Here is a 21,925-nt window from a genome sequence, read left to right as displayed (position 1 = left end):
AAATATACCGTAGAAACCACTTCGAAAACGTTATAAATAAGGGTGTGTAATTTTTAAAAACGTAAAAAAAAGGCAATTTTTTTATCATTAGTGTAACATTAAAAAAACAAAAGCCATCATATTGATTACTCAATACCATGGCTTTTTGCTGAAACAATTTTTTAATAAGTTTTAAGTATCTTTTTAATTGCCTTAAATTAACTTTTACAAGTTCATTTACAATTAATTTTTACTCTTGCTGAAGTTTCTTACGAATCACAACTTCTTATTAATCATGTTTCTTTTTAAAACAGAAATCCTAAAACTTTGTTGTTATGTCTCCATAACTTGTTTTAAAGTTCTATTTTAAAAGGTGCTTTTAAAATCAATGTACCATCTATTTATGCTAAATACTTGGCTCATTACTTTTACAAGTGCTGATTTTAAAAACTATGTTCAAGAACATTTGAATTTCACTTTGAATTTGTTTTAGTTGCTATATTAAACTTGCGTTTTCTATTTTCACTTCACTATCTCTGTGAATTCTTTTGTAAATTAACTACACAAAAACATAAAAAGCAAATTTATAAGTGATTTGATATCAACAACTTATAAACCGTAGTTATTAACAATTGTTAATAGCAAAAAACCCGTTTTGAATATCAAAACGGGTTTTAAATAAGTTTTTTGTAAGAATGTTAAGAACGTCTTCTTTCTGTAATTCTTGCTTTTTTACCAGTTAAACCTCTAAAGTAGTAGATACGGGCTCTACGAACTTTACCGTGTTTGTTAACTTCAATTTTTTGAATTGCTGGTAAGTTAATTGGGAAAATACGCTCTACACCAATTGTTCCAGACATTTTTCTAATTGTAAATGTTTCTGAAGAACCAGTTCCTTTTTTTTGGATTACTGTTCCTCTAAAAAATTGCGTACGTGTTTTTTGCCCTTCTTTAATTTCGTAATAAACTGTAATTGTATCTCCTGCTTGAAATTGAGGAAACTCATTTTTAGTTACAAATTCGTTTTGTACAAACGATACTAAATTTTCCATTTTTTTAGTTTTAATGGGTTTTTCAATAATCAACATTCACGATTCTCGTCAGAGGTTAATTTTGAGTGTGCAAATTTAATCAAAAATATTAGTCTTCCAACAGATCGGGTCTTATTTTTTTTGTTCTTTCTAAAGCTTTTTCATTTCGCCATTCTTCTATTTTTGGAAAATTACCTGATAGTAGTACTTCTGGCACCTTATTACCACTGTAATCTGCTGGTCTGGTGTATACTGGAGGTGAAAGTAAATCGTCTTGAAAAGAATCTGTTAAAGCCGATGTTTCATCACCTAAAACCCCTGGAATTAATCTAATTATAGCGTCGCAAAGCACCGCAGCACCTAATTCTCCTCCGCTTAAAACGTAATCTCCAATAGAAATTTCTTTAGTTATAAATAAATCTCTTACACGTTGATCTACACCTTTGTAATGACCGCATAAAATAATTATGTTTTCTTTTAATGAAAGTGTATTGGCTGTTTGTTGGTTTAAGGTTGCAGCATCTGGTGTCATATAAATAACTTCGTCATAATCTCTTTCGGCTTTTAAACCCAATATGCATTTTTCAATTGGCTCAATCATTAAAACCATTCCGGCTCCACCACCAAATTGATAATCATCTATTTTTCCATATTTATTTAATGCAAAGGTGCGTAAATCGTGAAAATGAACTTCAACATGACCTTTATCTATTGCGCGTTTAATTATTGAAAATTCAAACGGACTTTTTATTAACTCTGGTGAAACTGTAATTATATCAATTCGCATTTTGCAAAGTTACTTTTTTTTTGATTTTAAAAATTGTATTTAATTTCTATTTAAGAATGCTAATTCTAACTTTTTTCTTTTTAAGTCTTCTATTATTAACATTAGTAATAAGATCTTTTGTGTTTGAGCAGGCAACAGATACGTAAGCGCAATCTTGTTTAAGTTCTATTACTCCTAATTCTTCTTTTTTAATATTTCCTTGTTTAAAAAATAAGCCGGCAATATCACCTTTTGAAATTTTATCTTTTCTTCCTCCTGAAATATGAAGTGTAACCCAATTGCTGTTTTTAATTTTTTTGTTTGAAGTTATTTTAATCTCTTCAATATTATTAATAAATTCGGGTAATTCTTCGTTTTTAGATTTTAGTATATATGCCGTTCCGTTACTATTCATTCTTCCTGTTCTACCGTTTCTATGTATCATCTCATCATTTCTCATAGGAAGTTCATAATGAATTATAAAATCCATTTCAGGAATATCAATACCTCTAGCGGCCAAATCGGTAGCAACCAAAATTCTATTGGTTTTATTTCTAAATTTAATAAGTGCTCTTTCTCTATCTAACTGTTCTAAATCACCTGAAAAGCAACTGTGTTTTATTCCTTTTGATGCTAAAAAATCGCTAATATTTTGAATGCTAGCTTTTAAATTGCAAAATATAATTCCATTTCCATTGCCAACAAATCCAAGCAGTTTTTCTAGCGTATCTAATTTGCTTTCATTTAAAGAAACAACTAGTTGTTGTTTTATTTGTGTTGTTTTTTTGGTTAAAAAGTTTAATCTATTTGGGTTTTTAATTCCCATAAAAGCGGGAATTTTAACCTTTTGTGTTGCTGAAGTAAGTATTTTTTTATTTACAAAAGTTAATCCGTTTAAAATATCTTTCATTTCATCTTCAAACCCAACTTCTAAAGATTTATCAAATTCATCTAAAATTAATGTTTTTATAAAATTAACATTAATAATACCTCTATTTATATGGTCTGAAATTCTACCAGGAGTTCCAATTAAAATAGCTGGTGGATGTTTTAAATCTACTTTATCTTTAGAACCAGAACGGCCTCCATAAACTGCATTTGCTTTAAAACCGCTACCCATTTCTCTAATTACGTGTTCAATTTGTATTGCAAGTTCTCTTGAAGGAACTAGAATTAATGCTTGAATTTGATGAATAGTAGAATTTAATTTTGAAATTGTTGGAAGTAAAAAAGCCAATGTTTTTCCTGTACCGGTTGGTGATAGCAGAATAGTTTCAGAATTAGAAGTAATGCTTTTAAAAGATTCTTCTTGCATTGGGTTTAATTTTTCAATGCCTAACTTTTTTAAAATTTCTTGTTGTGTTTTAATGTTCTCTGCCATTTGGCAAATATACTAGATAAGTAGGTTGTAATGTTTAAAATTTTAAATAGAAGCTTTAATCATTCTATCATTCCGATAAAAATCTTTTTTTAGTTCTATGTTTTTAAAGTTTTTGTTTTGAATTAATTCAACAGTTTCGTTCCCTAAATATTGGTTAATTTCAAAAAATAACAATCCATTTTTAAGTAAGCTATTTTTAGCTAAATCGGCAATTTTATTGTAGAAAATTAGTGCATCATTATCTTCAACAAACAATGCTAAATGAGGTTCGTTTTCTAAAACATTCGGTTTAATTTCTTGTTTTTCTTGCTCTCTAACATAAGGCGGATTACTAACAATTACATTGAAAAAATTATTTAAGCTACTGGTTTCTAATATGTTGGTTTCTAAAAAATTAACTGTCACTTTATTTGTCTCCGCATTTGTTTTAGCAGTTTTTAATGCTTTTTCTGAAACATCAATTGCAAAAACTTCTGCATTTGGTAGATGTTTTGCTAAAGAAATTGCAATGCAGCCGCTACCTGTACCAATATCTAATATTTTTATTTTTTCATTTTTGTTTACTGAATTTAGAATCCAATCTACTAACTCTTCCGTTTCTGGTCTAGGAATTAGTACATTTTCATTCACTTTAAATTGTAAGCCATAGAATTCAGTGTTACCTATAATATATTGTATAGGAATTTCTTTTTTTAGTTGAGTTAATGCATTTTGAAAATAAACTAGATTATTTTCATTAAGAATGTGATTATAATTTAAAGCAATATCAATTTTACTCATATTTAAATGAGCTTGTGCTAATAAATAAAAGAATGATAGAGTTTCTTCAGAAGGGTAAAGAGAAGATAACTTTAATGTATATTGGTTTTTTAATTCTGAAATTGTCATTATAAATTTTTAAGCATCCATAAATTACACGAATAATGCCCAGTGTCTCCCATAGGAGCATCTAGATCTTTAAATCCAGTTTTTCTATACAATTTACGTGCGCCTTTCATATAAGGTAAGGTTTCTAAATAACATTGTTTAAATCCAAATTGTTTGCCTTTTTCTAAACAAATATGCATCATTTTACTGCCCAAACCAATTCCTCTGGCTTCAGTTTTAAAATACATTTTTTGCAATTCGCAAATGGCTCCATCAAAATTATCTAATTTTTTTATTCCTGCACCACCATATATTTCATTGTTTTTTTCAATAATATAATAAATGGCATTTTTAGTATTGTAAGCTTCAAAAAGTGTGTCTAAAATTTTGTCGGCATACGCTGTTCCAACTTTTGGAACACCAAATTCAATTAAAACCTCACGTATTGCTTTGGCAATTTTAGTGTTGTCTTTTGGCTGAATTTCTCTAATAGTAAAGCCGTTATGTGTCATTTTTTAATCTTATTTTTGCAATGTGAAGATACACGAAAAATATATAAAAAGAAGTATAGAGTTAGCCAAAAATGGAGAAGGTTTAACATACCCAAATCCTATGGTTGGTAGTGTAATAGTTTTTGATGGTAAAATTATTGGTGAAGGTTGGCATAAAAAAGCAGGCGAACCACACGCCGAAGTAAATGCCATAAACTCGGTTAAAGATAAATCTCTTTTAAAAAAAGCTACAATTTATGTTAGTTTAGAACCTTGTTCGCATTTTGGAAAAACACCACCTTGTGCAAATTTAATTGTTGAGAAAGGAATAAAAAAGGTAGTAATTGGTTGTTTAGACCCTAATATAAAAGTTGCCGGTAGAGGTGTGAAAATTCTTCAAGATAACGGTTGTGAAGTTACTTTAGGAGTTTTAGAAGAGGAATGTAAAGAATTGAATAAACGTTTTTTTATGTTTCATATAAAAAAGCGGCCTTATATATTTTTAAAATGGGCTGAAACTAAAGATGGTTTTATTGATAAACTGAGAACGAAAGAATCAGAAAACACACCAAATTGGATTTCTAATGAATATTCTCAACAATTAGCACATAAATTACGAGCAACAGAACAAGCAATTTTGGTTGGGACCAACACTGCTTTAAATGACAATCCTACTTTAAATACAAGAAGTTGGTTTGGAGAAAATCCTGTAAGAGTTGTTTTAGATAAAAGTTTAAAAATACCTAAAGAACAAAATTTGTTAGACGGAAGTATAAAAACCATTGTGTTTTCAGAAGTTAAACAGAATAGTGATTCTTATAAAAATGTAATTTTTGAAAGAATTGATTTTAGTAAAAATGTTCCACAACAAATATGTGAGGTTGTTTATAAATATAATTTACAATCTCTAATTGTTGAAGGAGGAAAGCAAACTTTGCAAAGTTTTATTGATGCAAATTTATGGGACGAAGCTCAAGTTTTTGTTGGGAGTTCAGAGTTTAAAGAAGGTTTACAAGCTCCAAAAATTAAAAAAGCACCAATTGAAACTATTAAAGTGTCAACTGATGCTTTGTGTGTTTATAGAAATAAATAACTATTCAGTTATTTCAAACATTTCAGTTTTTGCATCTCCGTTAGATTTTTTATAAGCTCTAAACATTCCGCTAGAATTAAAATCCCAATAAACATCACCATACTTATCTATTAAAATCATTCCGCCTTCACCGCCAAGAGGTTCAATTTGGTTAAATAAAACGTGGTGTAAAGCTTCTTTAGGAGTTTGATTTTTATACTGAATTAAACTTGAAACTTCGTGTGAAGCTACGGTTCTAATAAAATATTCACCAGTTCCGGTTGCAGAAATACCACACGTAGCGTTATTTGCATATGTTCCGGCACCTATTACTGGTACATCTCCAATTCTACCATATTTTTTATTGGTCATTCCGCCGGTTGAAGTTCCAGCAGTAATATTTCCATCTTTGTCAGTAGCAACAGCTCCAACAGTTCCATATTTATGATCTTGTAAATCAAATTCAGGATTGTAAGCTGTATGGTCTAATTGAGTTTTTTCTTTTCCTTGAATTCTTTTTAATTGATTTATTCTTCTTTCGTCATAAAAATAAGTGCTATCCACAAGTTCAATTCCGTATTTTTCGGCTAAAATAACAGCGCCTTTTCCAGATAACATAACATGTTTAGAGCTGTCCATTACAATTCTAGCCGCTAAAATTGGATTTTTAATATGGTTAACACCTGCAATTGCACCAGAGTTTAAAGTTTTACCATTCATAATAGCGGCATCCATTTCTTGGTTACCTTCACTATTGTAAACAGATCCTTTACCTGCATTAAATAATGGAGAATCTTCCATAACTGTTATTGCAGCTTGTATAGCATCTTGAGAATTTCCGCCTTTTTCTAAAATAGCATAACCAGCATTAATGGCTTCTTCAAGTTTTTGCTTGTAAATTTCTTGCCTTTCTTCTGAAATATTATCACGCTTAATTCCACCGCCAGCTCCACCGTGAATAACAATTGCAAAAGAATTTGGTTCTCTAACTTTTTCCTTTTTCTTTGGTGAATCACAACTAAAAAAGGTAATGGAGAAAACGAAAAGTAAAATTGAAAGTCTCATTAATATTTGAATTTTAATCAAATATATTCATTTTAAACCACACATAACATTCCTATATTTGCAAATCTAAATTCTATATTATTTCAGTAAAAGATACATATAAAACTATTGACGTTTCTGTTGGAGATATTCTTTATAAAGAGAAAGGAAGCAAATTTATTGGCTTTGCTTTTCCTGTTTTAAATGAAGAAGAGGTAAAGCAGCATATTGAAGAATTAAAAAAGAAACATCATTCTGCAAGACATTGGTGTTATGCTTGGCAAATAGGAACTGAAGAAATTAGATATAGAGCAAATGATGATGGAGAGCCAAGTAATTCTGCAGGGCAACCTATTTATGGTCAATTGTTATCTTTTGATGTTACAAATATACTAATTGTAGTTGTTCGCTATTTTGGAGGAACCAAATTAGGTGTAGGAGGTTTAATAAATGCGTATAGAACTACAGCAAAAGAAACACTCGAAAATTGTAAAATTTTAGAGAAAACTGTTGATGTTTGTTTTAATCTTGTTTTTGAATATGCAGATATGAATAAAATAATGAGAATTATAAAAGATAATAAGCTCGAAATTTTATCTCAAAAAATGGAAATGAATTGTGAATTTACAATTCCAGTTAGAAAGAAAAATGCGAGTTCTATAAAACAACAAATTGAAAATCTTCGTTGCGCAAAAATAAAAGAGATTAAATAATCTTATTTCAGCTTGTCTAATATAGATTTTGGAGTTCTTATTGGTCTGTTTTTTTTCATATCCACAAACACTAAAGTAACAGTTGCCGTTGTTAAAAGTTCATCACCTCTATAGATTTCATAATAAAATTCAATTTTAGCAGTTGGGGTTTTTGCTAAAGTTGTTTTTAAAGTTATTAGATCGTCGTATTTTGCTGGTTTTAAGTAATTTGTATTTAGACTAATTACAGGTAACATAATTCCGTCCTCTTCCATTTTTTTATATGAAATACCTAATTCACGTAACCATTCTGTACGTCCCATTTCAAAATATTGAGCGTAATTACCGTGGTGGGCATAACCCATTTGATCGGTTTCACTATAACGAATTCTAAACTGTATAGAATTTATATGCATTTTTTTAAATTTTGAAACCTAGTTACGTAAAAAAAAAATAATAATCAATAGTAAATTAATTTTTTTTTGATGAAATTTATTCACATTTTTGTAGAACCAAAAAGATAAGTGAATTCCCCTAAAAATTTGCTTTAGATTAACTGAAAACACTATTTGAATTAGAATGACTAAAACTGCATCATCAGTTTGGAATGAATGTTTGTCTTTTATTAAGGACAACATAAAGCAACAAGCGTATAAAACCTGGTTTGAGCCAATTAAACCTGTTAAATTAGCTGGAGAAGCTTTAACAATTCAAGTGCCTAGTAAGTTTTTTTATGAGTGGTTAGAAGAACATTACATTAAATTATTAAGAGTTGCTTTGGTAAAGCAATTGGGAGAAGATGCAAAATTAGTTTATGATGTAAGAATGGAAAATAATTATAGTAGTGCAAAACCACATACTGTAAAAATTCCAAGTTCAAACAGAAATCCTATAAATCCTCAAGGTGTTACAATACCTATGGATATTAGTAAGCGAGAACTAAAAAATCCGTTTATTATCCCAGGAATTCAAAAAGTTAAAATTGAATCTCAATTAAATCCAAATTATAATTTCCAAAGTTTTATAGAAGGTGATTCTAATAGGTTAGCGCGTTCTGCTAGTATGGCTGTTGCAAATAAACCTGGAGGAACATCATTTAATCCATTGTTAGTTTATGGTGGAGTTGGATTAGGAAAAACGCATATTGCGCATGCAATAGGTGTGGAGATAAAAGATAAATATCCAGATAAAACTGTTTTATATATTTCTTCTGAAAAGTTTACACAACAATATATTGATTCTGTAAAAGGAAATACTAGAAATGATTTTATTCATTTTTATCAAATGATAGACGTTTTAATAATTGACGATGTACAGTTTTTGTCAGGTAAAACAGGAACTCAAGATGTTTTCTTTCATATTTTTAATCATTTACATCAAAATGGTAAGCAGGTTATTTTAACATCGGATAAAGCGCCTGTTGATATGCAAGATATTGAACAGCGATTATTGTCTCGTTTTAAATGGGGATTATCTGCAGAATTACAATCTCCAGATTTTGAAACACGTGTATTAATTTTGAAAAATAAATTATACAGAGACGGAGTTGAAATGCCAGATGAGATTGTTGATTATATTGCAAAGTATATAAAGTCTAATGTTCGAGAATTAGAAGGTGTATTAATATCTTTAATTGCTCAAGCTTCATTCAATAGAAAAGAATTTACATTGGCGCTTACAAAGCAAATAGTTGATAAATTTGTTAAAAACACAAAGCGAGAAGTTTCTATAGAATATATTCAGAAAGTTGTTTCTAAATATTTTGAATTGGATGTTGTTACATTACAATCTAAAACAAGAAAACGCCATATTGTTCAAGCACGTCAATTAGCAATGTATTTTGCAAAACGAATGACTAAAGCTTCATTAGCAAGTATTGGCTCGCAAATAGGAAAAAGAGATCACGCAACTGTATTACATGCTTGTAAAACTGTTGATAATTTAACTGAAACTGATAAGCAATTCAGAAAATACGTAGATGATCTGACTAAAAAACTTACGTTTTAAATAGCATGACAAAAATTTTAATGGTTTGTTTGGGTAATATTTGCCGCTCTCCATTAGCTGAAGGTATTTTGAAGTCTAAAGTATTTACTTCAAAAGTATTTGTAGATTCAGCTGGGACAGGAGCGTACCATGTTGGTAATTTACCAGATCCTAGATCTATTGATGTTGCAAAACAAAATGGTTTGGATATTACAGATCAAAAAGCTAGAAAATTTAGTGTGAAGGATTATGATGAATTTGATTTTATTTATGTAATGGATAGCTCTAATTATAGAAATGTAATTAAATTAGCTAGAAATGAACAAGATAAAGCTAAAGTTAAAATGATTTTAAATGAAGTTTTTCCTGGTGAAGATTTAGATGTTCCAGACCCATATTATGGTGGTGAGTTTGGTTTTAAAAATGTATATAATATGTTGGACGAGGCTTGTGATAAAATAGTTGAAATAATTAAATAAAAATGGATAATAAAGGTGTATTGTACTTAATTCCAACTACTTTAGGTGATAATGAACCTTTAGAAGTGTTGCCTTACTCTGTTAAAACAGCAATAGAAAACTTAACCTATTTTATTGTTGAAAATGAAAAAACTGCTCGAAGATTTATAAAACGAATTACTCCCAAAAAATCACAACCTTCATTACAAATCTTAAAATTAGATAAGTATGCCGAGGAATTAGAGGTTCGCAAATATTTAGATGTTTGTGAAACAGGTGTTTCTGTAGGTTTACTTTCTGAAGCCGGTGTTCCGGGTATTGCTGATCCAGGTGCTGAAATTGTAAAAATGGCACATGAAAAAGGAGTGAGAGTTATTCCATTAGTTGGGCCATCATCTATTTTGTTGGCTATGATGGCTTCTGGTTTTAATGGGCAAAACTTTGCTTTTAATGGTTATTTGCCAATTGATACTTCTGAACGAAAAAAAGCAATTAAACAATTAGAAAGATTATCAAAAGAGAAAGATCAATCACAAATATTTATCGAAACACCTTATAGGAACGAAAAAATGTTTACGGATTTAAAAAGTACTTTAACTCCAACAGCAAAATTGTGTATTGCGTGCGATATAACGTTGCCAACAGAGTTTATTAGAACTTTAATGATTCAAGATTGGAAACATCAAAAAATTGATATTCATAAAAAACCAACAATTTTTATAATACATAAAGAATAAAAAAAACCACTTAATTAAGTGGTTTTTTTGTTTTTATATTGTTTGTGTTACTTTTTAAACAACTGGTTTTCTGTTTGCCTCAATAATTGAAGTATTGTAACCTGCAAATTTTTTCATGTAGTAATAAACAGAAGCGCCATAAGCATCTTCAAAGCTGTTAGCACCATAACTACGTAAGTATTTTTTTACGTTTCCAGCTCCTGCTAAATGTGCAGCGGCTAAAATACCTGATTCAGTAATTACAACTCCATTTATTTTTTTTCCTACACTTCTTTTAATATCTTTTCTTAAAATCCATTTATTTAAAGAGCACAAGGCTATAAATGCATCTTCCTGTAGTTCAGGAGTTTTTAAAAAATGAGAAGTGTTGTAAATTCTAAAGCGTTCTAAAGTTGCTCTTCCAAATTGATATTTTCCTAAATACCCTAAAGTATTTACAATATGATATCGTCCTTGAGATTCTTTAAATGCTACGGCTTCCTTAAATCCATTGAATTCATTGCCGACAAATGGAATTTGAATATTTTGTTGAATGCTAGTTGCTTCAGCTTCAGTAAGAGCAGTACTAATTTCATTTGTAAAAATTAGACTGTTATTAGTAGTTTTTTCTTTTTCTGTAAAACTTGAAATTAAAAATACAAGTGTTACTAATATTGAAAATATTGTTACTTTTTTCATAATTTAAAGGTTTTAGGCCTTGTAAATTTCAGCTGGCAAATATACGCCATTAATTTTAATAAGCAACAAAAGTACTAAAAATTATTTTTATTGACAATATTTTAAAAAAATTAGGAATTTTTTAAGAAAAAAATAACAAATATTTTAGTTTCATAATAAAAACGTAAAATAAAATAAATATACAGTCTCGAAAAGGTTGTAGTACTAGCGGTTTACACTTTGTTTGTTTAACCAGTTTTGGTACTTAAAAGCATTTCTGTTGTGTTGTGAAAGCGTTTTCGCAAAAACATGCTTTCCAATATCAGTAACACTTGCACACATGTAAAAATAATTGTGGTTTGCTGGGTTTAGTACAGCGTCTATAGATGATACATCTGGCATAGCAATTGGACCTGGAGGAAGCCCGGAATTTAAGTAGGTATTGTATTTAGAATTTATTTTTAAATCTTTATATAAAACTCGTTTTACAACATAATCTTGTCCGTACTTTTGTTTTAAAGCAAATATAATGGTTGGATCAGCCTGTAAAGGCCATTTATCTTTTAATCTATTAAGGTAGAGTTTAGCTACCATTGGACGTTCATTTACACTAGCTGTTTCTTTTTGAACTATTGATGCTAGTGTAATTACCTGATTTTCTGATAAGTTTAGTTTTTTTGCTTTTTCTAATCTAGAATTACTCCAAAATCTATTGTATTCCTTTAGCATTCTATTTCTAAATGTAGTTGCTGAAGTATTCCAATAAAATTCGTACGTATTTGGAATGTACATACCCAATGCGGTTTTTGAAGAAAATTTATTTTTATTCAAAAAAGAAACTTCATTAAAGGCATTTAAAAGTGTAATTGAATCCGCTTCAATTTGATCTGCTATTCTTCCTGCTAATTTTTCTAATGTATCTTGGTTGTTAAATGATAGTTTTATAGGAGTTTGTTTGCCGCTACGTAATAGGTTTACCAGCTCATTATTATTTAAACCTTCTGTTATTTTGTATTTTCCTGCTTTTATAGTGTTTGGATAATTTTTTTTATTTGCTACCCAATTAAAAGATTTTACTTTTTTTAGAAAAGGACGAATTAAATTTTCAACTTCCTTGTAATTACTATTTGAAGGAATGTAAACAAAACCACTTTTAACAGTATTAGGTTTGTATATTTTTGAATAATAATTATATGCTAAAATTCCTCCTATTATAAATAGTAACGAAAAAATTAATATAATAAGTTTTTTTAAATTCATTTAAGATTTTATAAGTTGATATAGTAATTCATTTTTAAATTCACCATTAATAAATAGCCAATCTTTTTTTTCTCCAGTTTTTTGAAAATTAAATTTTTCAAAAAGTGCAATACTTTTTATATTATTAGAGGTAATATTAGCAAAAATTTGATGAATATTTAAATACGTAAAAGCATAATCTATAACTAATTCTAATGCTTCCGAACCAATATTGTTATGTTGATATTTGGGTAAAATTAAAATTCCAACTCCAACTTTAAAATGTTGAGGATCAAAATCGAATAAATCAATAGTTCCTACAGGAATATTTTCGGTATTGCAAATTACAAACCTATATTGTTTGGCTTCATAAATATCCTGATGTGCGTTATTAATGTAATTTGCTAATATGTATTTTGAATAAGGAATTTGAGTATTGCTTATTTTCCAAAAATTTTCATTATTTTCAATAGAGAATAAAAAATCTAAATCAGTTGGTTCTAGTGCTCTTAAATTTATATGTTTACCAATTAAAGTTGCCATTAGCTTACATATTTTCCTTCAAAAACAAATTCAGCAGGACCTTTTAAAAATACATTGTTGTATATCCCATTTTCAACAGTAAACGACACCTCTAAATTACCTCCTAAAACTTCTAATTTTATAGGGTTACTTTTGGTTAGTTTAGCTTTATTTGCTGCAATAGCAACAGCTGTAACACCAGTTCCACAGGCTAGTGTTTCATCTTCAACACCACGTTCGTAAGTTCTAACTTTAAAGGAGTTTTCTGAAGTTTGTTCAGCAAAATTTACATTTGTTCCTTTTTTAAAATATGGAGCGCCATATCTAATTGTTGAACCAACATCTTTTACATTTAATTTGGAAACTTCAGAACAAAACTCAACATGGTGTGGTGAACCTGTATCTAAAAATGTGTAGGTATCTTGAGAATTAATAGTATCTACATCAATCATTTTTAGGCTTACAATTCCATTTTCAACAGTAGCATAATGTTCTCCATCAACAGCATCAAAAGTAGTTTTGTTTATAAATATACCTAATTGTTTTGCAAAAGCAACTAAACATCTTCCTCCGTTACCACACATTGAACCTTCCTTACCATCAGCATTAAAATAAATCATTTTAAAATCGTACTTATCTGATGGCTCTAATAAAATTAATCCATCAGCTCCAATTCCAAAACGTCTATCGCACATTTTATTAATAAGCAATTCATTTTCTTTTGGGAAAGTTAGTGAACGATTGTCAACCATTACAAAATCGTTCCCAGTACCTTGATATTTAAAAAATTGTATTTCCATTGTTGCAAATGTAGTAAAAAAGGATAGTTTTTTTGAAGTTGATTTTGTTCGAATAACAAAATGTTAAAAAAAGTTAAATCACAGTTAACAACACGTTAAAGCAGTTTTTTGAATGTACTAAAGTGCTAAATTTGAGTGTTAATTAAAAACATTAATAAATATTAAAAGATGAAAAAAGTATTAAGTATAGTTTTGTTTTCAGCACTTGGAGGTGCTTTAGCTTTAGGAAGCTATAAAATGTTTTTTGAAGAACCACAGGTTGTAATTGAGAGAGTTCAGGAAAATCAGCCAGCAGTTATGCAAACAAATTATAGGAATGGAGTAATTGCTGGAATGGAAAATACAGATTTTACAGTTGCCGCTGAAAAAACGTTAAATGCAGTTGTTCACGTTAAAAATACATCTTTACAAACGTATAGAGATCCGTGGGCAGAATTATTTTATGGTCAAGGAAATGGAACCAAGCAGTATTCGCAAGTTGGAACCGGAAGCGGAGTTATTATTTCTGAAGATGGATACATTGTAACAAACAATCACGTAATTAAAAATGCTACAAGTATTGAAGTTACTATGAATAATAAAAAAGTATATAAGGCAGAATTAATTGGAACTGATGCTACTAATGATATTGCTTTGCTAAAAATTGATGCTGAAGAGTTACCTTCAATTACTTTTGGAGACTCAAATAGCATTAAAGTTGGTGAATGGGTATTGGCTGTTGGAAATCCATACAATTTAACTTCAACAGTTACTGCAGGTATTATAAGTGCTAAAGGAAGAGATTTAGAAGGAAATACAGATAGGTTAGGAAGAAACATTACAGATTCTTTTATTCAAACTGATGCTGCTGTAAATCCAGGAAATAGTGGTGGAGCTTTGGTAAATACTAGAGGAGAATTAATTGGTATAAATACAGCTATTTCTTCTAAAACAGGTGCTTTTGTTGGTTATTCATTTGCGGTACCATCTAGTATTGCAAAAAAAGTAATTGAAGATATTATGGAGTTTGGAACTGTTCAAAAGGCTGTTTTAGGAGTTAAAGGAGGAGAACTTAATAATGATGTTGCTGAAAAATTAGATGTTGATTATACTGAAGGGTTTTATGTTTCTGAAGTAATTGAAGGTTCTGGTGCTGAAAAAGCAGGTTTAGAAGCTAATGATATTATTGTTAAAATGAATACGATTAAAGTTTCTACTTACGCAGATTTAACAGGGTTTTTAAATTCAAAAAGACCAAATGATGTTGTTCAAATAACATACTTAAGAGATGGAAAGCAAAAAGTAGCAGATGTAACTTTAAGTAAAATTGAAGTTAGTAAGGTTTCAGAATTAGGTTTAGAACTTAAAAACCTTGAAAAGAAAGATTTAAATAAATTAGATTTAGAAAATGGTGTGAAAATTATTGATATTTCTAATGAAGAGTTAAAATCATATGGAGTAGAAAAAGGATATGTTATTACGGCTATTAATGGTGAGAAAATGTATTCAGTTGAAGATGTTACTACTATGATTTCATCCAAACAACAAGGGCAAGTAATGCGTATTGAAATGCTTAATCTTAAAGGAGAATTAGAACGTTATATATTTAGATAAATAAATATTAGTTAAAATTAGTAAATAGAAAAAACCTTTCATTTTTGAAAGGTTTTTTTTTTAGTTCTTATTTTAAGTTAGTGTTGATATTGAGTGTTTTACTAAATTTTAAAAGATAATTTTCTTAAATATTATTCAACTTTTTAACTTTTCAACATTTATACTTTTTACAAACTAATAATATACTTATTTTTAGCGTTGAAAAATTAAAGAGAAACTATGTCTGTTGAAGAGCAAATAAATATATTAAGAGAGGAATTACGCCAACATAATTATAACTATTATGTATTGGATAATGCAACTATTTCAGATTATGATTTTGATTTGAAGTTAAAGGATTTGGCAAAATTAGAAGAAGAGAATCCTCAATATTTTGATGCTAATTCGCCAACCCAAAGAGTTGGAGGTGAGGTTACAAAAAACTTTAATACCGTTGTTCATAAAAATAGAATGTACTCTTTAGATAATTCCTATTCAAAAGAAGATTTAGTAGATTGGGAAAAACGAATTCAAAAAATAATAGGGAGTGAGACTATTGAATATACATGTGAACTTAAATACGATGGAGCTTCTATAAATTTAACGTATGAAAACGGAATTTTAAAAAACGCAGTAACTCGTGGTGATGGTTTTCAAGGTGATGAAGTAACTGCAAATATAAAAACCATAAAGTCTATTCCTTTAGTGTTAAATGAAAGTGACTTTAATTCTTTTGAAATAAGAGGAGAAATTATTTTACCTTTTGATGGGTTTAATAAAATGAACGAAGAGCGTATTGAAGCTGGTGAAGATCCATATAGAAACCCAAGAAATACAGCAAGTGGTAGTTTAAAATTACAAGATAGTGCAGAAGTTGCAAAACGACCGTTAGATTGTTTATTATATCATGTTGTTGAAGCTTCAAATAAATATGAGACTCATTTTAAAACATTGGAACACATACAAAAATTAGGGTTTAAAGTTCCAAAAGCTATTAAAGTTTGTAAATCTATAGACGAAGTTTTTAATTTTATAGAGCATTGGGATACAGAACGCCATAATTTACCTTACGAAACTGATGGAATTGTAGTAAAAGTAAATTCATTAGCATATCAAGATGAATTAGGATTTACGTCAAAAGCACCGCGTTGGGCAATAGCGTATAAATTTAAAGCAGAGCAAGTTAGTACTATTTTAAATGAAATTACATATCAGGTTGGGAGAACTGGAGCCATAACGCCTGTTGCAAATTTAGAACCTGTTCAATTAGCAGGTACTATTGTAAAAAGAGCGTCATTGCATAATGCAGACCAAATTGAAAAATTAGATATTAGAGTTGGCGATACTGTTTTTGTTGAAAAAGGAGGAGAAATTATACCTAAAATTGTTGGTGTAGAGTTGTCTAGCCGACCTCAAAATTCTGAACCAACTAAATACATAACGCATTGTCCAGATTGTAATACTAAATTAGTTAGAAACGAAGGTGATGCCAAGCATTATTGCCCAAATGAATACGGTTGTCCAACACAAATTACTGGAAGAATTCAGCATTTTATAAGCAGAAAAGCTATGAATATTGATGGTTTAGGAGCTGAAACTGTTGAATTATTGTTTAAAGAAGGTTTAATTCAAAACTATGCTGATTTGTACGAGTTAACTGTAGCACAAGTTATTCCTTTAGAACGAATGGCAGAAAAATCAGCTCAAAATATGATTGAAGGAATTGAAAAATCTAAACAAATTCCATTTGAAAAAGTGTTATTTGCTTTGGGAATTAGATTTGTTGGGGAAACTGTAGCTAAAAAATTAGCAAAACACTTTAAAAGTATTGATAATTTAATGAATGCTACTTTTGAAGAATTAATTTCAGTAGATGAAATTGGAGATAGAATTGCGGAAAGTGTTATTTCATTTTCTCAAAATTTAATCAATATTCAATTGGTTGATAGATTGAAATTGTATGGAGTTCAACTAGAAGTTTCAGAAATGGAACTTAAAAATCATTCCAATATTTTACAAGGAAAAATATTTGTGGTTTCTGGAGTTTTTACAAACTTGAGTAGAAATGATTTGAAAAAATCTATTGAAGATAACGGAGGAAAAGTTGCAAGTTCTATATCTAAAAAAACAACATATGTAGTTGCTGGTGATAAAATGGGGCCGAGCAAACGTACAAAAGCTGAAAGTTTAAATGTGCCAATTATTTCAGAAGATGATTATTTAAAACTGTTAGAAAATTAAATATTATCAATAATAATTCTATTTCTTCTAATTTGAATTTTGCCTTCGTTTTCTAATTTTTTTAATAAACGAGAAACAACAACTCTAGAGGTGTTAATATCATCAGCAATTTCTTGATGTGTAATAATCAGCGTATTATCTCGCATTATTTTAACCTTGTCTGTTAAGTACTTAAGTAGTCTATCATCTAATCTCATAAAGGCTAAACTATCAATAGATTCTACCATTTCAATTAAACGCATGTGATAGCTATCAATAATAAAATGTCTCCAAGTTTCATATTTTTGCAACCATTTATCAACTAATTCAACAGGAATAAATATAGCTTCTGTGTCTTTTTCTGTAACACCTCTAAACATACTTTTACTTCTATTAATACAATTAACAAAGGATATAGCACAAGTATCACCACGTTCTAAAAAGTACAATGCAATTTCATCACCATTATCATCTTCTCTAATAATTTTTACAGCACCATCTAAAATAAGAGGTATATGAGTCATATTATCTCCTATATCTAAAAGAATTTCACCATCATTAATTTTTCTAAAAAAACTGTTATTAACAATTTCGTTAATAAGCTCTTTTTCAAAAATATTTGAATAATAATTTTGTAGTTTTTCTCTAATGATGTCTTTGCTTGTATTCATTATTATTTACAACTTTTTAATTAGATGTTAATACAAACATAATAAATAAAAAAAACTCCTGTGTAATAACAGGAGTTTTAAAATTATTATTTTTTGTTTATAGTTAAAATCTAATCTGTTTTTGAGCTAATAAAACATTATAATTTTTAGAATTATCATTTACATTTTTGTTTTGATAATTTACGTGTACTCTCAATTTTTTATAGAAGAAATAATTTAATTGTAAACATTTCTTGGTGTTGAGAAATTAGAGATGCCTTTAGATCAATATCTGCAGCACAATATTTATGTTTTAAAATAGGTTGAAGTTTGAAATTGTATTTTAAATAAATTAACAACCGCCTTCAACAGTCATTTTCTTTTTCTTCTTTTTTACAATAACAGTTTTAACTGGTACCTTAACTTCATATTTTGATTTTATTTTAACATCACTTAATTGATTTACTTTTTGAATAGAAGCTTCGATAAATTTATTTATGTTTTCTCCTTTCTTTTCAATTTCAGTTGGAGTAGTTATTAATTTATCTTGATTTAATGAATTATTCACAGCTAATATTTTAACATTGTTATAACCTAATTGTTGTAATATTGTTGAAGCTGTTATAGCTTCGGAAGGAGTGTTTCCATATAAAACAATAGATTTATTATCATTTTTGAGTTTCTGAAATATAGCTGAATTGTCATCGTTTAAAATATCAGCTGAATTTATGTTTATAGCATTTTTAATATGACCTTTTTCAAATTCATATTGATTTCTAATGTCTATTAAAACTGAAGTTTCAGGGTTGAAATTATTTAATTGAATAGTAGAATTTTCAACTATTTGTTCTAAAGCTTTTTCTGTGTTAATAGCGTATAAATGTTTAGGTTTTTTAAATGCTAATAATGCAATTATTACAAGTAAAATAGTAATTACAGCTGCTATTGATATGTTTTTAGTTTTTTCAAGTTCTTTCATAATAAATAAGCTTTAAAATTAGCAACCACCTTCAACAGGCATTTTTTTATTTTTCTTTTTTGGAATAACTACTTTAGGAGTAGTTGAAACTCTTTTTGTTTCAGATGTTTTAATTTGATCTATATATTTAACACCAAAAAACATACTAGCAGCTTTTCTAAAAGAATATAATTCAAAGGCTTTTTTTGGCATATTTTCAGTTGGCTTTGGAGGATTAATAATAGTGTTAAACCATTGGTTAATTCCACCTTTTAGAACGTGTAAATTCTTGTAATTTAATCTGTTGCATAAAATCCAAGCTTGATCTGCTTTAAAACTATCATTAGAAAATAAAACAACATCGTATGCAGTTTGATTTAAGTATACCTCAAAATCTTCATCTAATAATTTATTTAAAGGAATATTTACAGCATTAGGTAAAGTGTTTTCATTATAACTAGCTTTATCTCTAACATCAATTAATAAAATTGAAGGATCGTTGTTTACCAATTTATCTGCCAGCTCATCTGTACTAATATAACGTTCAGGACTTATAGCATTGCTTAATAATAATTCAGGAGCTATACCTTCATGTTTTTTAAATTTAGGTAATAAAACTAAACCTCCTGCAAGTATTATTAAAATTGCTGAAAGAAAAATATATCTAGTAGCTATTAATTTTTTTGTAGTCATAATTGATTTAGTTATTATTAATAAAAAACTTTTTTAATTCTTTTTCTTATAATATCAGTAACAAAAAAGGCGAGTAAAGCTGCAATAGTTAAAATAAATATAAACCAATAAGGGTTTGCACCAAAATAATCTACTACTGTTATATTTCCTAAATAAGATCCTTCGTATAAAGGTTGAAACAAGGTGTAGAATTCTGCAAAAATAAATACTCCAATCATAATTCCAACTATATAAACCATAGCATCAATTTTACCAATGGCAACAGAAGTTAGAGCTGTACCAGGGCAAAATCCTGCAGCTACAAATCCAATACCCATTATTGCTCCTCCAATAATTGCTCCCCATAAATAAGTTGGTTGTATGTATAATGATCCAACACTAATGTATCCAAGATAATCCATGTAATATAATCCAATTGCTGAAACTACAGCAGCTGTAAAGAAGACTTTTAGAACGGCAAAGTCATAACCGTAGAATACTCCTGCAAGTTTTCTTGATGAAGAAAAACCTGAAGATTCTAATACAAATCCGAAAGCAAGTCCAATTAGAATAGCTACAATATTGTTCCATTCGTAAGGAATTACACCGTTTGGAATTAATGGTCCCATAAATATTTTTTTTAAATTAATTAAATCCAGTTTTTTCTAAAGAAATAAGCCACTAAATAACCTGTTCCAAATATGGACATAGTTATTAAAAAACCTCCTACAGAAAGTACAGACATACCACTTAATGCAGCACCACTTGTACATCCTCTACCAATTTGCGCACCTATTCCAAATAATATTCCGCCACCTAGAGCAAAATACAATCTTCTTTTTTTAGTAATTTTAGGCGAGTGTTGAACTCTTAATCCAATTCTTCCAGATAAACCTCCAGAAATCATTCCACCAATTAACATTCCAATTACTTCAAAAATCAACCATGTGTTTAAAGGTGATTTTTCTTCACTTATAAATTTACTGTAATAAGCATTATTTTCGGCGTGTGTTGGTGCTACAGCATCTACGGCAGCAACTACAGTACTTTTCATTGCTCCGCTAGCTCCTAATCCTCGGCCAGTTACATAGAAAGTGAAAAGGACAATTAATCCTAAAAGAAAGCCTCCAAAATAAGGATTCCAGTATATATGTTTGTTTTGTTTTGTGTTTTCCATACTTCTTTTATTTAATAAAGGTAACGTGTTATTTGTCCTGCTTCTACCATAACAAATCGTAAAATTAAACCACCTAATAATATTAATAAAGCGGGTATAGCAACAGGTATTTTAAATCCTCTTAATTCTAAAAACTCCATTATTGCTGGAACAATTAATCCAAGAATTATTACAAAACCAAAAAACATCATTGTAAATTCTCCACCTATTAATAATTGTAAAGCTTCTAATTGTACTTCAGATCCAGCGTACATTCCCATTATCATATGTACAATTAAACCTAGTTCTAAAATTACTAGACCTAGATCTATTTTACTAAATAAATGTTTTTCTTTTGCTGTGTTAGCTAAAAGTATAATTGTTGCTGCTCCTGTAGATAATCCAGAAGTTAAAAATAAAGGTCCTAGTATAGCATTATTCCACAAAGGTCTTGCATTAAAAGCTGATAATAAAATACCTGTGTAAACTCCAAGTACAATAGATAATGGTAGTATAGCATAAGCCATATTCATTCTATTTTTTTGAAGAAATGTTTCAATGGTATTTAAAAATTCAAATTTTAATTTCCAGTTTGGAAATAATTCAGTGTAATAACTCATTACCCATAAAAAAGATAATGGAGTAATTATTAGTAATACCCAAGCTCCCCAACTCATAGGAGATTCAATTCTAACTGTAGTGTACAATCTCCAGAAATATATTTTATGAGTTAAATCATAAAATAAAGCTAATAAACCAAGAGTTAAAGCAATTGGAGATACTATAGATGCAAATTTTACAGCTGTTGGGTATTCTTTGTCTTTTTTTAGAACAGTTATTAAAGCTGCAAAAAATAAAAGTCCAGCAGCCAACCCTCCTAAAAATAAATAAACTGAAATTGGCCAGTGCCAAATTTCTAATGAAGGATCTATATTCGGAATATTTCTTCCGCTTGTAAATAATTCTTCTTGCATA

The 21,925-nt window shown here is 28.9% G+C and carries 24 protein-coding genes; 7 read left to right on the top strand and 17 right to left on the bottom strand.

Translation table 11 applies throughout. The annotated features are described in order from the left end of the window. Positions 1-677: 677 nt before the first annotated feature. The 5 genes from rplS to R3X25_RS14625 all read right to left on the bottom strand — a co-directional run bounded on the left by rplS (position 678) and on the right by R3X25_RS14625 (position 4,536). Positions 678-1,031 (bottom strand): 50S ribosomal protein L19, encoded by a 354-nt coding sequence (gene rplS, locus R3X25_RS14645; protein ID WP_317675714.1) that lies wholly within the window; start codon positions 1,029-1,031, stop codon positions 678-680. An 88-nt stretch (positions 1,032-1,119) separates the two neighbouring features. Continuing rightward, a complete protein-coding gene (gene trmD / locus R3X25_RS14640) occupies positions 1,120-1,797 on the bottom strand; it encodes a tRNA (guanosine(37)-N1)-methyltransferase TrmD (protein WP_317675713.1) in 678 nt (225 codons plus the stop codon). Between the two features lie 46 nt (positions 1,798-1,843). Beyond that, positions 1,844-3,157, bottom strand: coding sequence for a DEAD/DEAH box helicase (locus R3X25_RS14635; RefSeq protein WP_317675712.1), 1,314 nt, complete (start codon positions 3,155-3,157; stop codon positions 1,844-1,846). Positions 3,158-3,199: 42 nt separating this feature from the next. Beyond that, complete coding sequence (gene prmC, locus R3X25_RS14630; protein ID WP_317675711.1) at positions 3,200-4,045, bottom strand: peptide chain release factor N(5)-glutamine methyltransferase; 846 nt, start codon at positions 4,043-4,045, stop codon at positions 3,200-3,202. After that, positions 4,045-4,536, bottom strand: a complete 492-nt coding sequence (locus R3X25_RS14625) for a GNAT family N-acetyltransferase (RefSeq protein WP_317675710.1) — start codon at positions 4,534-4,536, stop codon at positions 4,045-4,047. The genes prmC and R3X25_RS14625 overlap by 1 nt, the downstream gene beginning before the upstream one ends. A 22-nt stretch (positions 4,537-4,558) precedes the next feature. Here R3X25_RS14625 and ribD point away from each other — a divergent pair, with 22 nt between their 5' ends. Continuing rightward, on the top strand, positions 4,559-5,608 hold the full coding sequence (gene ribD, locus R3X25_RS14620) for a bifunctional diaminohydroxyphosphoribosylaminopyrimidine deaminase/5-amino-6-(5-phosphoribosylamino)uracil reductase RibD (RefSeq protein ID WP_317675709.1): 1,050 nt from the start codon (positions 4,559-4,561) through the stop codon (positions 5,606-5,608). Here the strand turns inward: ribD and R3X25_RS14615 are convergent, their stop codons facing one another. Next, a complete protein-coding gene (locus R3X25_RS14615; RefSeq protein WP_317675708.1) occupies positions 5,609-6,652 on the bottom strand; it encodes an isoaspartyl peptidase/L-asparaginase in 1,044 nt (347 codons plus the stop codon). Between the two features lie 56 nt (positions 6,653-6,708). On the opposite strand from R3X25_RS14615, the gene R3X25_RS14610 reads away from it, so the two are divergent. Beyond that, positions 6,709-7,344, top strand: a complete 636-nt coding sequence (locus tag R3X25_RS14610; RefSeq protein ID WP_317675724.1) for a YigZ family protein — start codon at positions 6,709-6,711, stop codon at positions 7,342-7,344. Between the two features lie 2 nt (positions 7,345-7,346). On the opposite strand, the gene R3X25_RS14605 is transcribed toward R3X25_RS14610, so the two are convergent. After that, the gene (locus tag R3X25_RS14605) at positions 7,347-7,739 is read right to left on the bottom strand and encodes a thioesterase family protein (protein ID WP_317675707.1); all 393 of its coding nucleotides are present in this window, start codon (positions 7,737-7,739) and stop codon (positions 7,347-7,349) included. 163 nt (positions 7,740-7,902) lie between these two features. Between R3X25_RS14605 and dnaA the strand changes: the two genes are divergently transcribed. The 3 genes from dnaA to R3X25_RS14590 are packed head-to-tail and all read left to right on the top strand — an operon-like array spanning position 7,903 to position 10,504. Continuing rightward, the gene (gene dnaA, locus R3X25_RS14600) at positions 7,903-9,330 is read left to right on the top strand and encodes a chromosomal replication initiator protein DnaA (protein ID WP_317675705.1); all 1,428 of its coding nucleotides are present in this window, start codon (positions 7,903-7,905) and stop codon (positions 9,328-9,330) included. Positions 9,331-9,335: 5 nt separating this feature from the next. Further along, on the top strand, positions 9,336-9,788 hold the full coding sequence (locus R3X25_RS14595) for a low molecular weight protein-tyrosine-phosphatase (protein ID WP_317675703.1): 453 nt from the start codon (positions 9,336-9,338) through the stop codon (positions 9,786-9,788). A 2-nt stretch (positions 9,789-9,790) separates the two neighbouring features. Continuing rightward, a complete protein-coding gene (locus R3X25_RS14590) occupies positions 9,791-10,504 on the top strand; it encodes an SAM-dependent methyltransferase (protein WP_317675702.1) in 714 nt (237 codons plus the stop codon). 54 nt (positions 10,505-10,558) lie between these two features. Here the strand turns inward: R3X25_RS14590 and R3X25_RS14585 are convergent, their stop codons facing one another. The 4 genes from R3X25_RS14585 to dapF all read right to left on the bottom strand — a co-directional run bounded on the left by R3X25_RS14585 (position 10,559) and on the right by dapF (position 13,722). After that, the gene (locus R3X25_RS14585) at positions 10,559-11,182 is read right to left on the bottom strand and encodes a peptidoglycan-binding protein LysM (RefSeq protein ID WP_317675701.1); all 624 of its coding nucleotides are present in this window, start codon (positions 11,180-11,182) and stop codon (positions 10,559-10,561) included. Between the two features lie 204 nt (positions 11,183-11,386). Then, entirely contained in the window at positions 11,387-12,421 is a 1,035-nt protein-coding gene (gene mltG, locus R3X25_RS14580; RefSeq protein ID WP_317675700.1) for an endolytic transglycosylase MltG, read from the bottom strand. Next, positions 12,422-12,943, bottom strand: a complete 522-nt coding sequence (locus R3X25_RS14575) for a GNAT family protein (RefSeq protein WP_317675699.1) — start codon at positions 12,941-12,943, stop codon at positions 12,422-12,424. After that, positions 12,943-13,722 (bottom strand): diaminopimelate epimerase, encoded by a 780-nt coding sequence (gene dapF / locus R3X25_RS14570; RefSeq protein ID WP_317675697.1) that lies wholly within the window; start codon positions 13,720-13,722, stop codon positions 12,943-12,945. The genes R3X25_RS14575 and dapF overlap by 1 nt, the downstream gene beginning before the upstream one ends. Positions 13,723-13,890: 168 nt before the next feature. Between dapF and R3X25_RS14565 the strand changes: the two genes are divergently transcribed. Together R3X25_RS14565 and ligA are read left to right on the top strand one after the other, a co-directional pair. Beyond that, a complete protein-coding gene (locus R3X25_RS14565) occupies positions 13,891-15,315 on the top strand; it encodes a S1C family serine protease (RefSeq protein ID WP_317675696.1) in 1,425 nt (474 codons plus the stop codon). 219 nt (positions 15,316-15,534) lie between these two features. Further along, the gene (gene ligA / locus R3X25_RS14560; RefSeq protein WP_317675695.1) at positions 15,535-17,535 is read left to right on the top strand and encodes an NAD-dependent DNA ligase LigA; all 2,001 of its coding nucleotides are present in this window, start codon (positions 15,535-15,537) and stop codon (positions 17,533-17,535) included. Here the strand turns inward: ligA and R3X25_RS14555 are convergent. The 6 genes from R3X25_RS14555 to nrfD all read right to left on the bottom strand — a co-directional run bounded on the left by R3X25_RS14555 (position 17,532) and on the right by nrfD (position 21,924). After that, positions 17,532-18,185 (bottom strand): Crp/Fnr family transcriptional regulator, encoded by a 654-nt coding sequence (locus R3X25_RS14555; protein WP_317675694.1) that lies wholly within the window; start codon positions 18,183-18,185, stop codon positions 17,532-17,534. The two genes, ligA and R3X25_RS14555, sit on opposite strands and share 4 nt — an antisense overlap. Positions 18,186-18,516: 331 nt before the next feature. Beyond that, complete coding sequence (locus R3X25_RS14550; protein WP_317675693.1) at positions 18,517-19,143, bottom strand: rhodanese-like domain-containing protein; 627 nt, start codon at positions 19,141-19,143, stop codon at positions 18,517-18,519. Positions 19,144-19,161: 18 nt separating this feature from the next. Continuing rightward, positions 19,162-19,815: a rhodanese-like domain-containing protein gene (locus R3X25_RS14545; RefSeq protein WP_317675692.1), complete on the bottom strand. Its 654-nt coding sequence runs from the start codon at positions 19,813-19,815 to the stop codon at positions 19,162-19,164. A gap of 17 nt (positions 19,816-19,832) precedes the next feature. Next, positions 19,833-20,423: a DUF6691 family protein gene (locus tag R3X25_RS14540; RefSeq protein WP_317675691.1), complete on the bottom strand. Its 591-nt coding sequence runs from the start codon at positions 20,421-20,423 to the stop codon at positions 19,833-19,835. A 20-nt stretch (positions 20,424-20,443) separates the two neighbouring features. Then, positions 20,444-20,971: a YeeE/YedE thiosulfate transporter family protein gene (locus R3X25_RS14535; protein ID WP_317675690.1), complete on the bottom strand. Its 528-nt coding sequence runs from the start codon at positions 20,969-20,971 to the stop codon at positions 20,444-20,446. 11 nt (positions 20,972-20,982) lie between these two features. After that, positions 20,983-21,924 (bottom strand): NrfD/PsrC family molybdoenzyme membrane anchor subunit, encoded by a 942-nt coding sequence (gene nrfD / locus R3X25_RS14530; RefSeq protein WP_317675689.1) that lies wholly within the window; start codon positions 21,922-21,924, stop codon positions 20,983-20,985. Position 21,925 lies beyond the last annotated feature (1 nt).

Source organism: Lutibacter sp. TH_r2 (genome assembly GCF_033101135.1).
Lineage (GTDB): Bacteria > Bacteroidota > Bacteroidia > Flavobacteriales > Flavobacteriaceae > Lutibacter.
This window is presented reverse-complemented; position numbering and strand designations above follow the sequence as displayed.

What these genes read in the sequence shown, in the direction of transcription:
- rplS (WP_317675714.1), bottom strand. Translation starts at nt 1,031, where the DNA reads ATGGAAAATTTAGTATCGTTTGTACAAAACGAATTTGTAACTAAAAAT.
- trmD (WP_317675713.1), bottom strand. Translation starts at nt 1,797, where the DNA reads ATGCGAATTGATATAATTACAGTTTCACCAGAGTTAATAAAAAGTCCG.
- R3X25_RS14635 (WP_317675712.1), bottom strand. Translation starts at nt 3,157, where the DNA reads ATGGCAGAGAACATTAAAACACAACAAGAAATTTTAAAAAAGTTAGGC.
- prmC (WP_317675711.1), bottom strand. Translation starts at nt 4,045, where the DNA reads ATGACAATTTCAGAATTAAAAAACCAATATACATTAAAGTTATCTTCT.
- R3X25_RS14625 (WP_317675710.1), bottom strand. Translation starts at nt 4,536, where the DNA reads ATGACACATAACGGCTTTACTATTAGAGAAATTCAGCCAAAAGACAAC.
- R3X25_RS14615 (WP_317675708.1), bottom strand. Translation starts at nt 6,652, where the DNA reads ATGAGACTTTCAATTTTACTTTTCGTTTTCTCCATTACCTTTTTTAGT.
- R3X25_RS14605 (WP_317675707.1), bottom strand. Translation starts at nt 7,739, where the DNA reads ATGCATATAAATTCTATACAGTTTAGAATTCGTTATAGTGAAACCGAT.
- dnaA (WP_317675705.1), top strand. Translation starts at nt 7,903, where the DNA reads ATGACTAAAACTGCATCATCAGTTTGGAATGAATGTTTGTCTTTTATT.
- R3X25_RS14595 (WP_317675703.1), top strand. Translation starts at nt 9,336, where the DNA reads ATGACAAAAATTTTAATGGTTTGTTTGGGTAATATTTGCCGCTCTCCA.
- R3X25_RS14590 (WP_317675702.1), top strand. Translation starts at nt 9,791, where the DNA reads ATGGATAATAAAGGTGTATTGTACTTAATTCCAACTACTTTAGGTGAT.
- R3X25_RS14585 (WP_317675701.1), bottom strand. Translation starts at nt 11,182, where the DNA reads ATGAAAAAAGTAACAATATTTTCAATATTAGTAACACTTGTATTTTTA.
- mltG (WP_317675700.1), bottom strand. Translation starts at nt 12,421, where the DNA reads ATGAATTTAAAAAAACTTATTATATTAATTTTTTCGTTACTATTTATA.
- R3X25_RS14575 (WP_317675699.1), bottom strand. Translation starts at nt 12,943, where the DNA reads ATGGCAACTTTAATTGGTAAACATATAAATTTAAGAGCACTAGAACCA.
- dapF (WP_317675697.1), bottom strand. Translation starts at nt 13,722, where the DNA reads ATGGAAATACAATTTTTTAAATATCAAGGTACTGGGAACGATTTTGTA.
- R3X25_RS14565 (WP_317675696.1), top strand. Translation starts at nt 13,891, where the DNA reads ATGAAAAAAGTATTAAGTATAGTTTTGTTTTCAGCACTTGGAGGTGCT.
- ligA (WP_317675695.1), top strand. Translation starts at nt 15,535, where the DNA reads ATGTCTGTTGAAGAGCAAATAAATATATTAAGAGAGGAATTACGCCAA.
- R3X25_RS14555 (WP_317675694.1), bottom strand. Translation starts at nt 18,185, where the DNA reads ATGAATACAAGCAAAGACATCATTAGAGAAAAACTACAAAATTATTAT.
- R3X25_RS14550 (WP_317675693.1), bottom strand. Translation starts at nt 19,143, where the DNA reads ATGAAAGAACTTGAAAAAACTAAAAACATATCAATAGCAGCTGTAATT.
- R3X25_RS14545 (WP_317675692.1), bottom strand. Translation starts at nt 19,815, where the DNA reads ATGACTACAAAAAAATTAATAGCTACTAGATATATTTTTCTTTCAGCA.
- R3X25_RS14540 (WP_317675691.1), bottom strand. Translation starts at nt 20,423, where the DNA reads ATGGGACCATTAATTCCAAACGGTGTAATTCCTTACGAATGGAACAAT.
- R3X25_RS14535 (WP_317675690.1), bottom strand. Translation starts at nt 20,971, where the DNA reads ATGGAAAACACAAAACAAAACAAACATATATACTGGAATCCTTATTTT.
- nrfD (WP_317675689.1), bottom strand. Translation starts at nt 21,924, where the DNA reads ATGCAAGAAGAATTATTTACAAGCGGAAGAAATATTCCGAATATAGAT.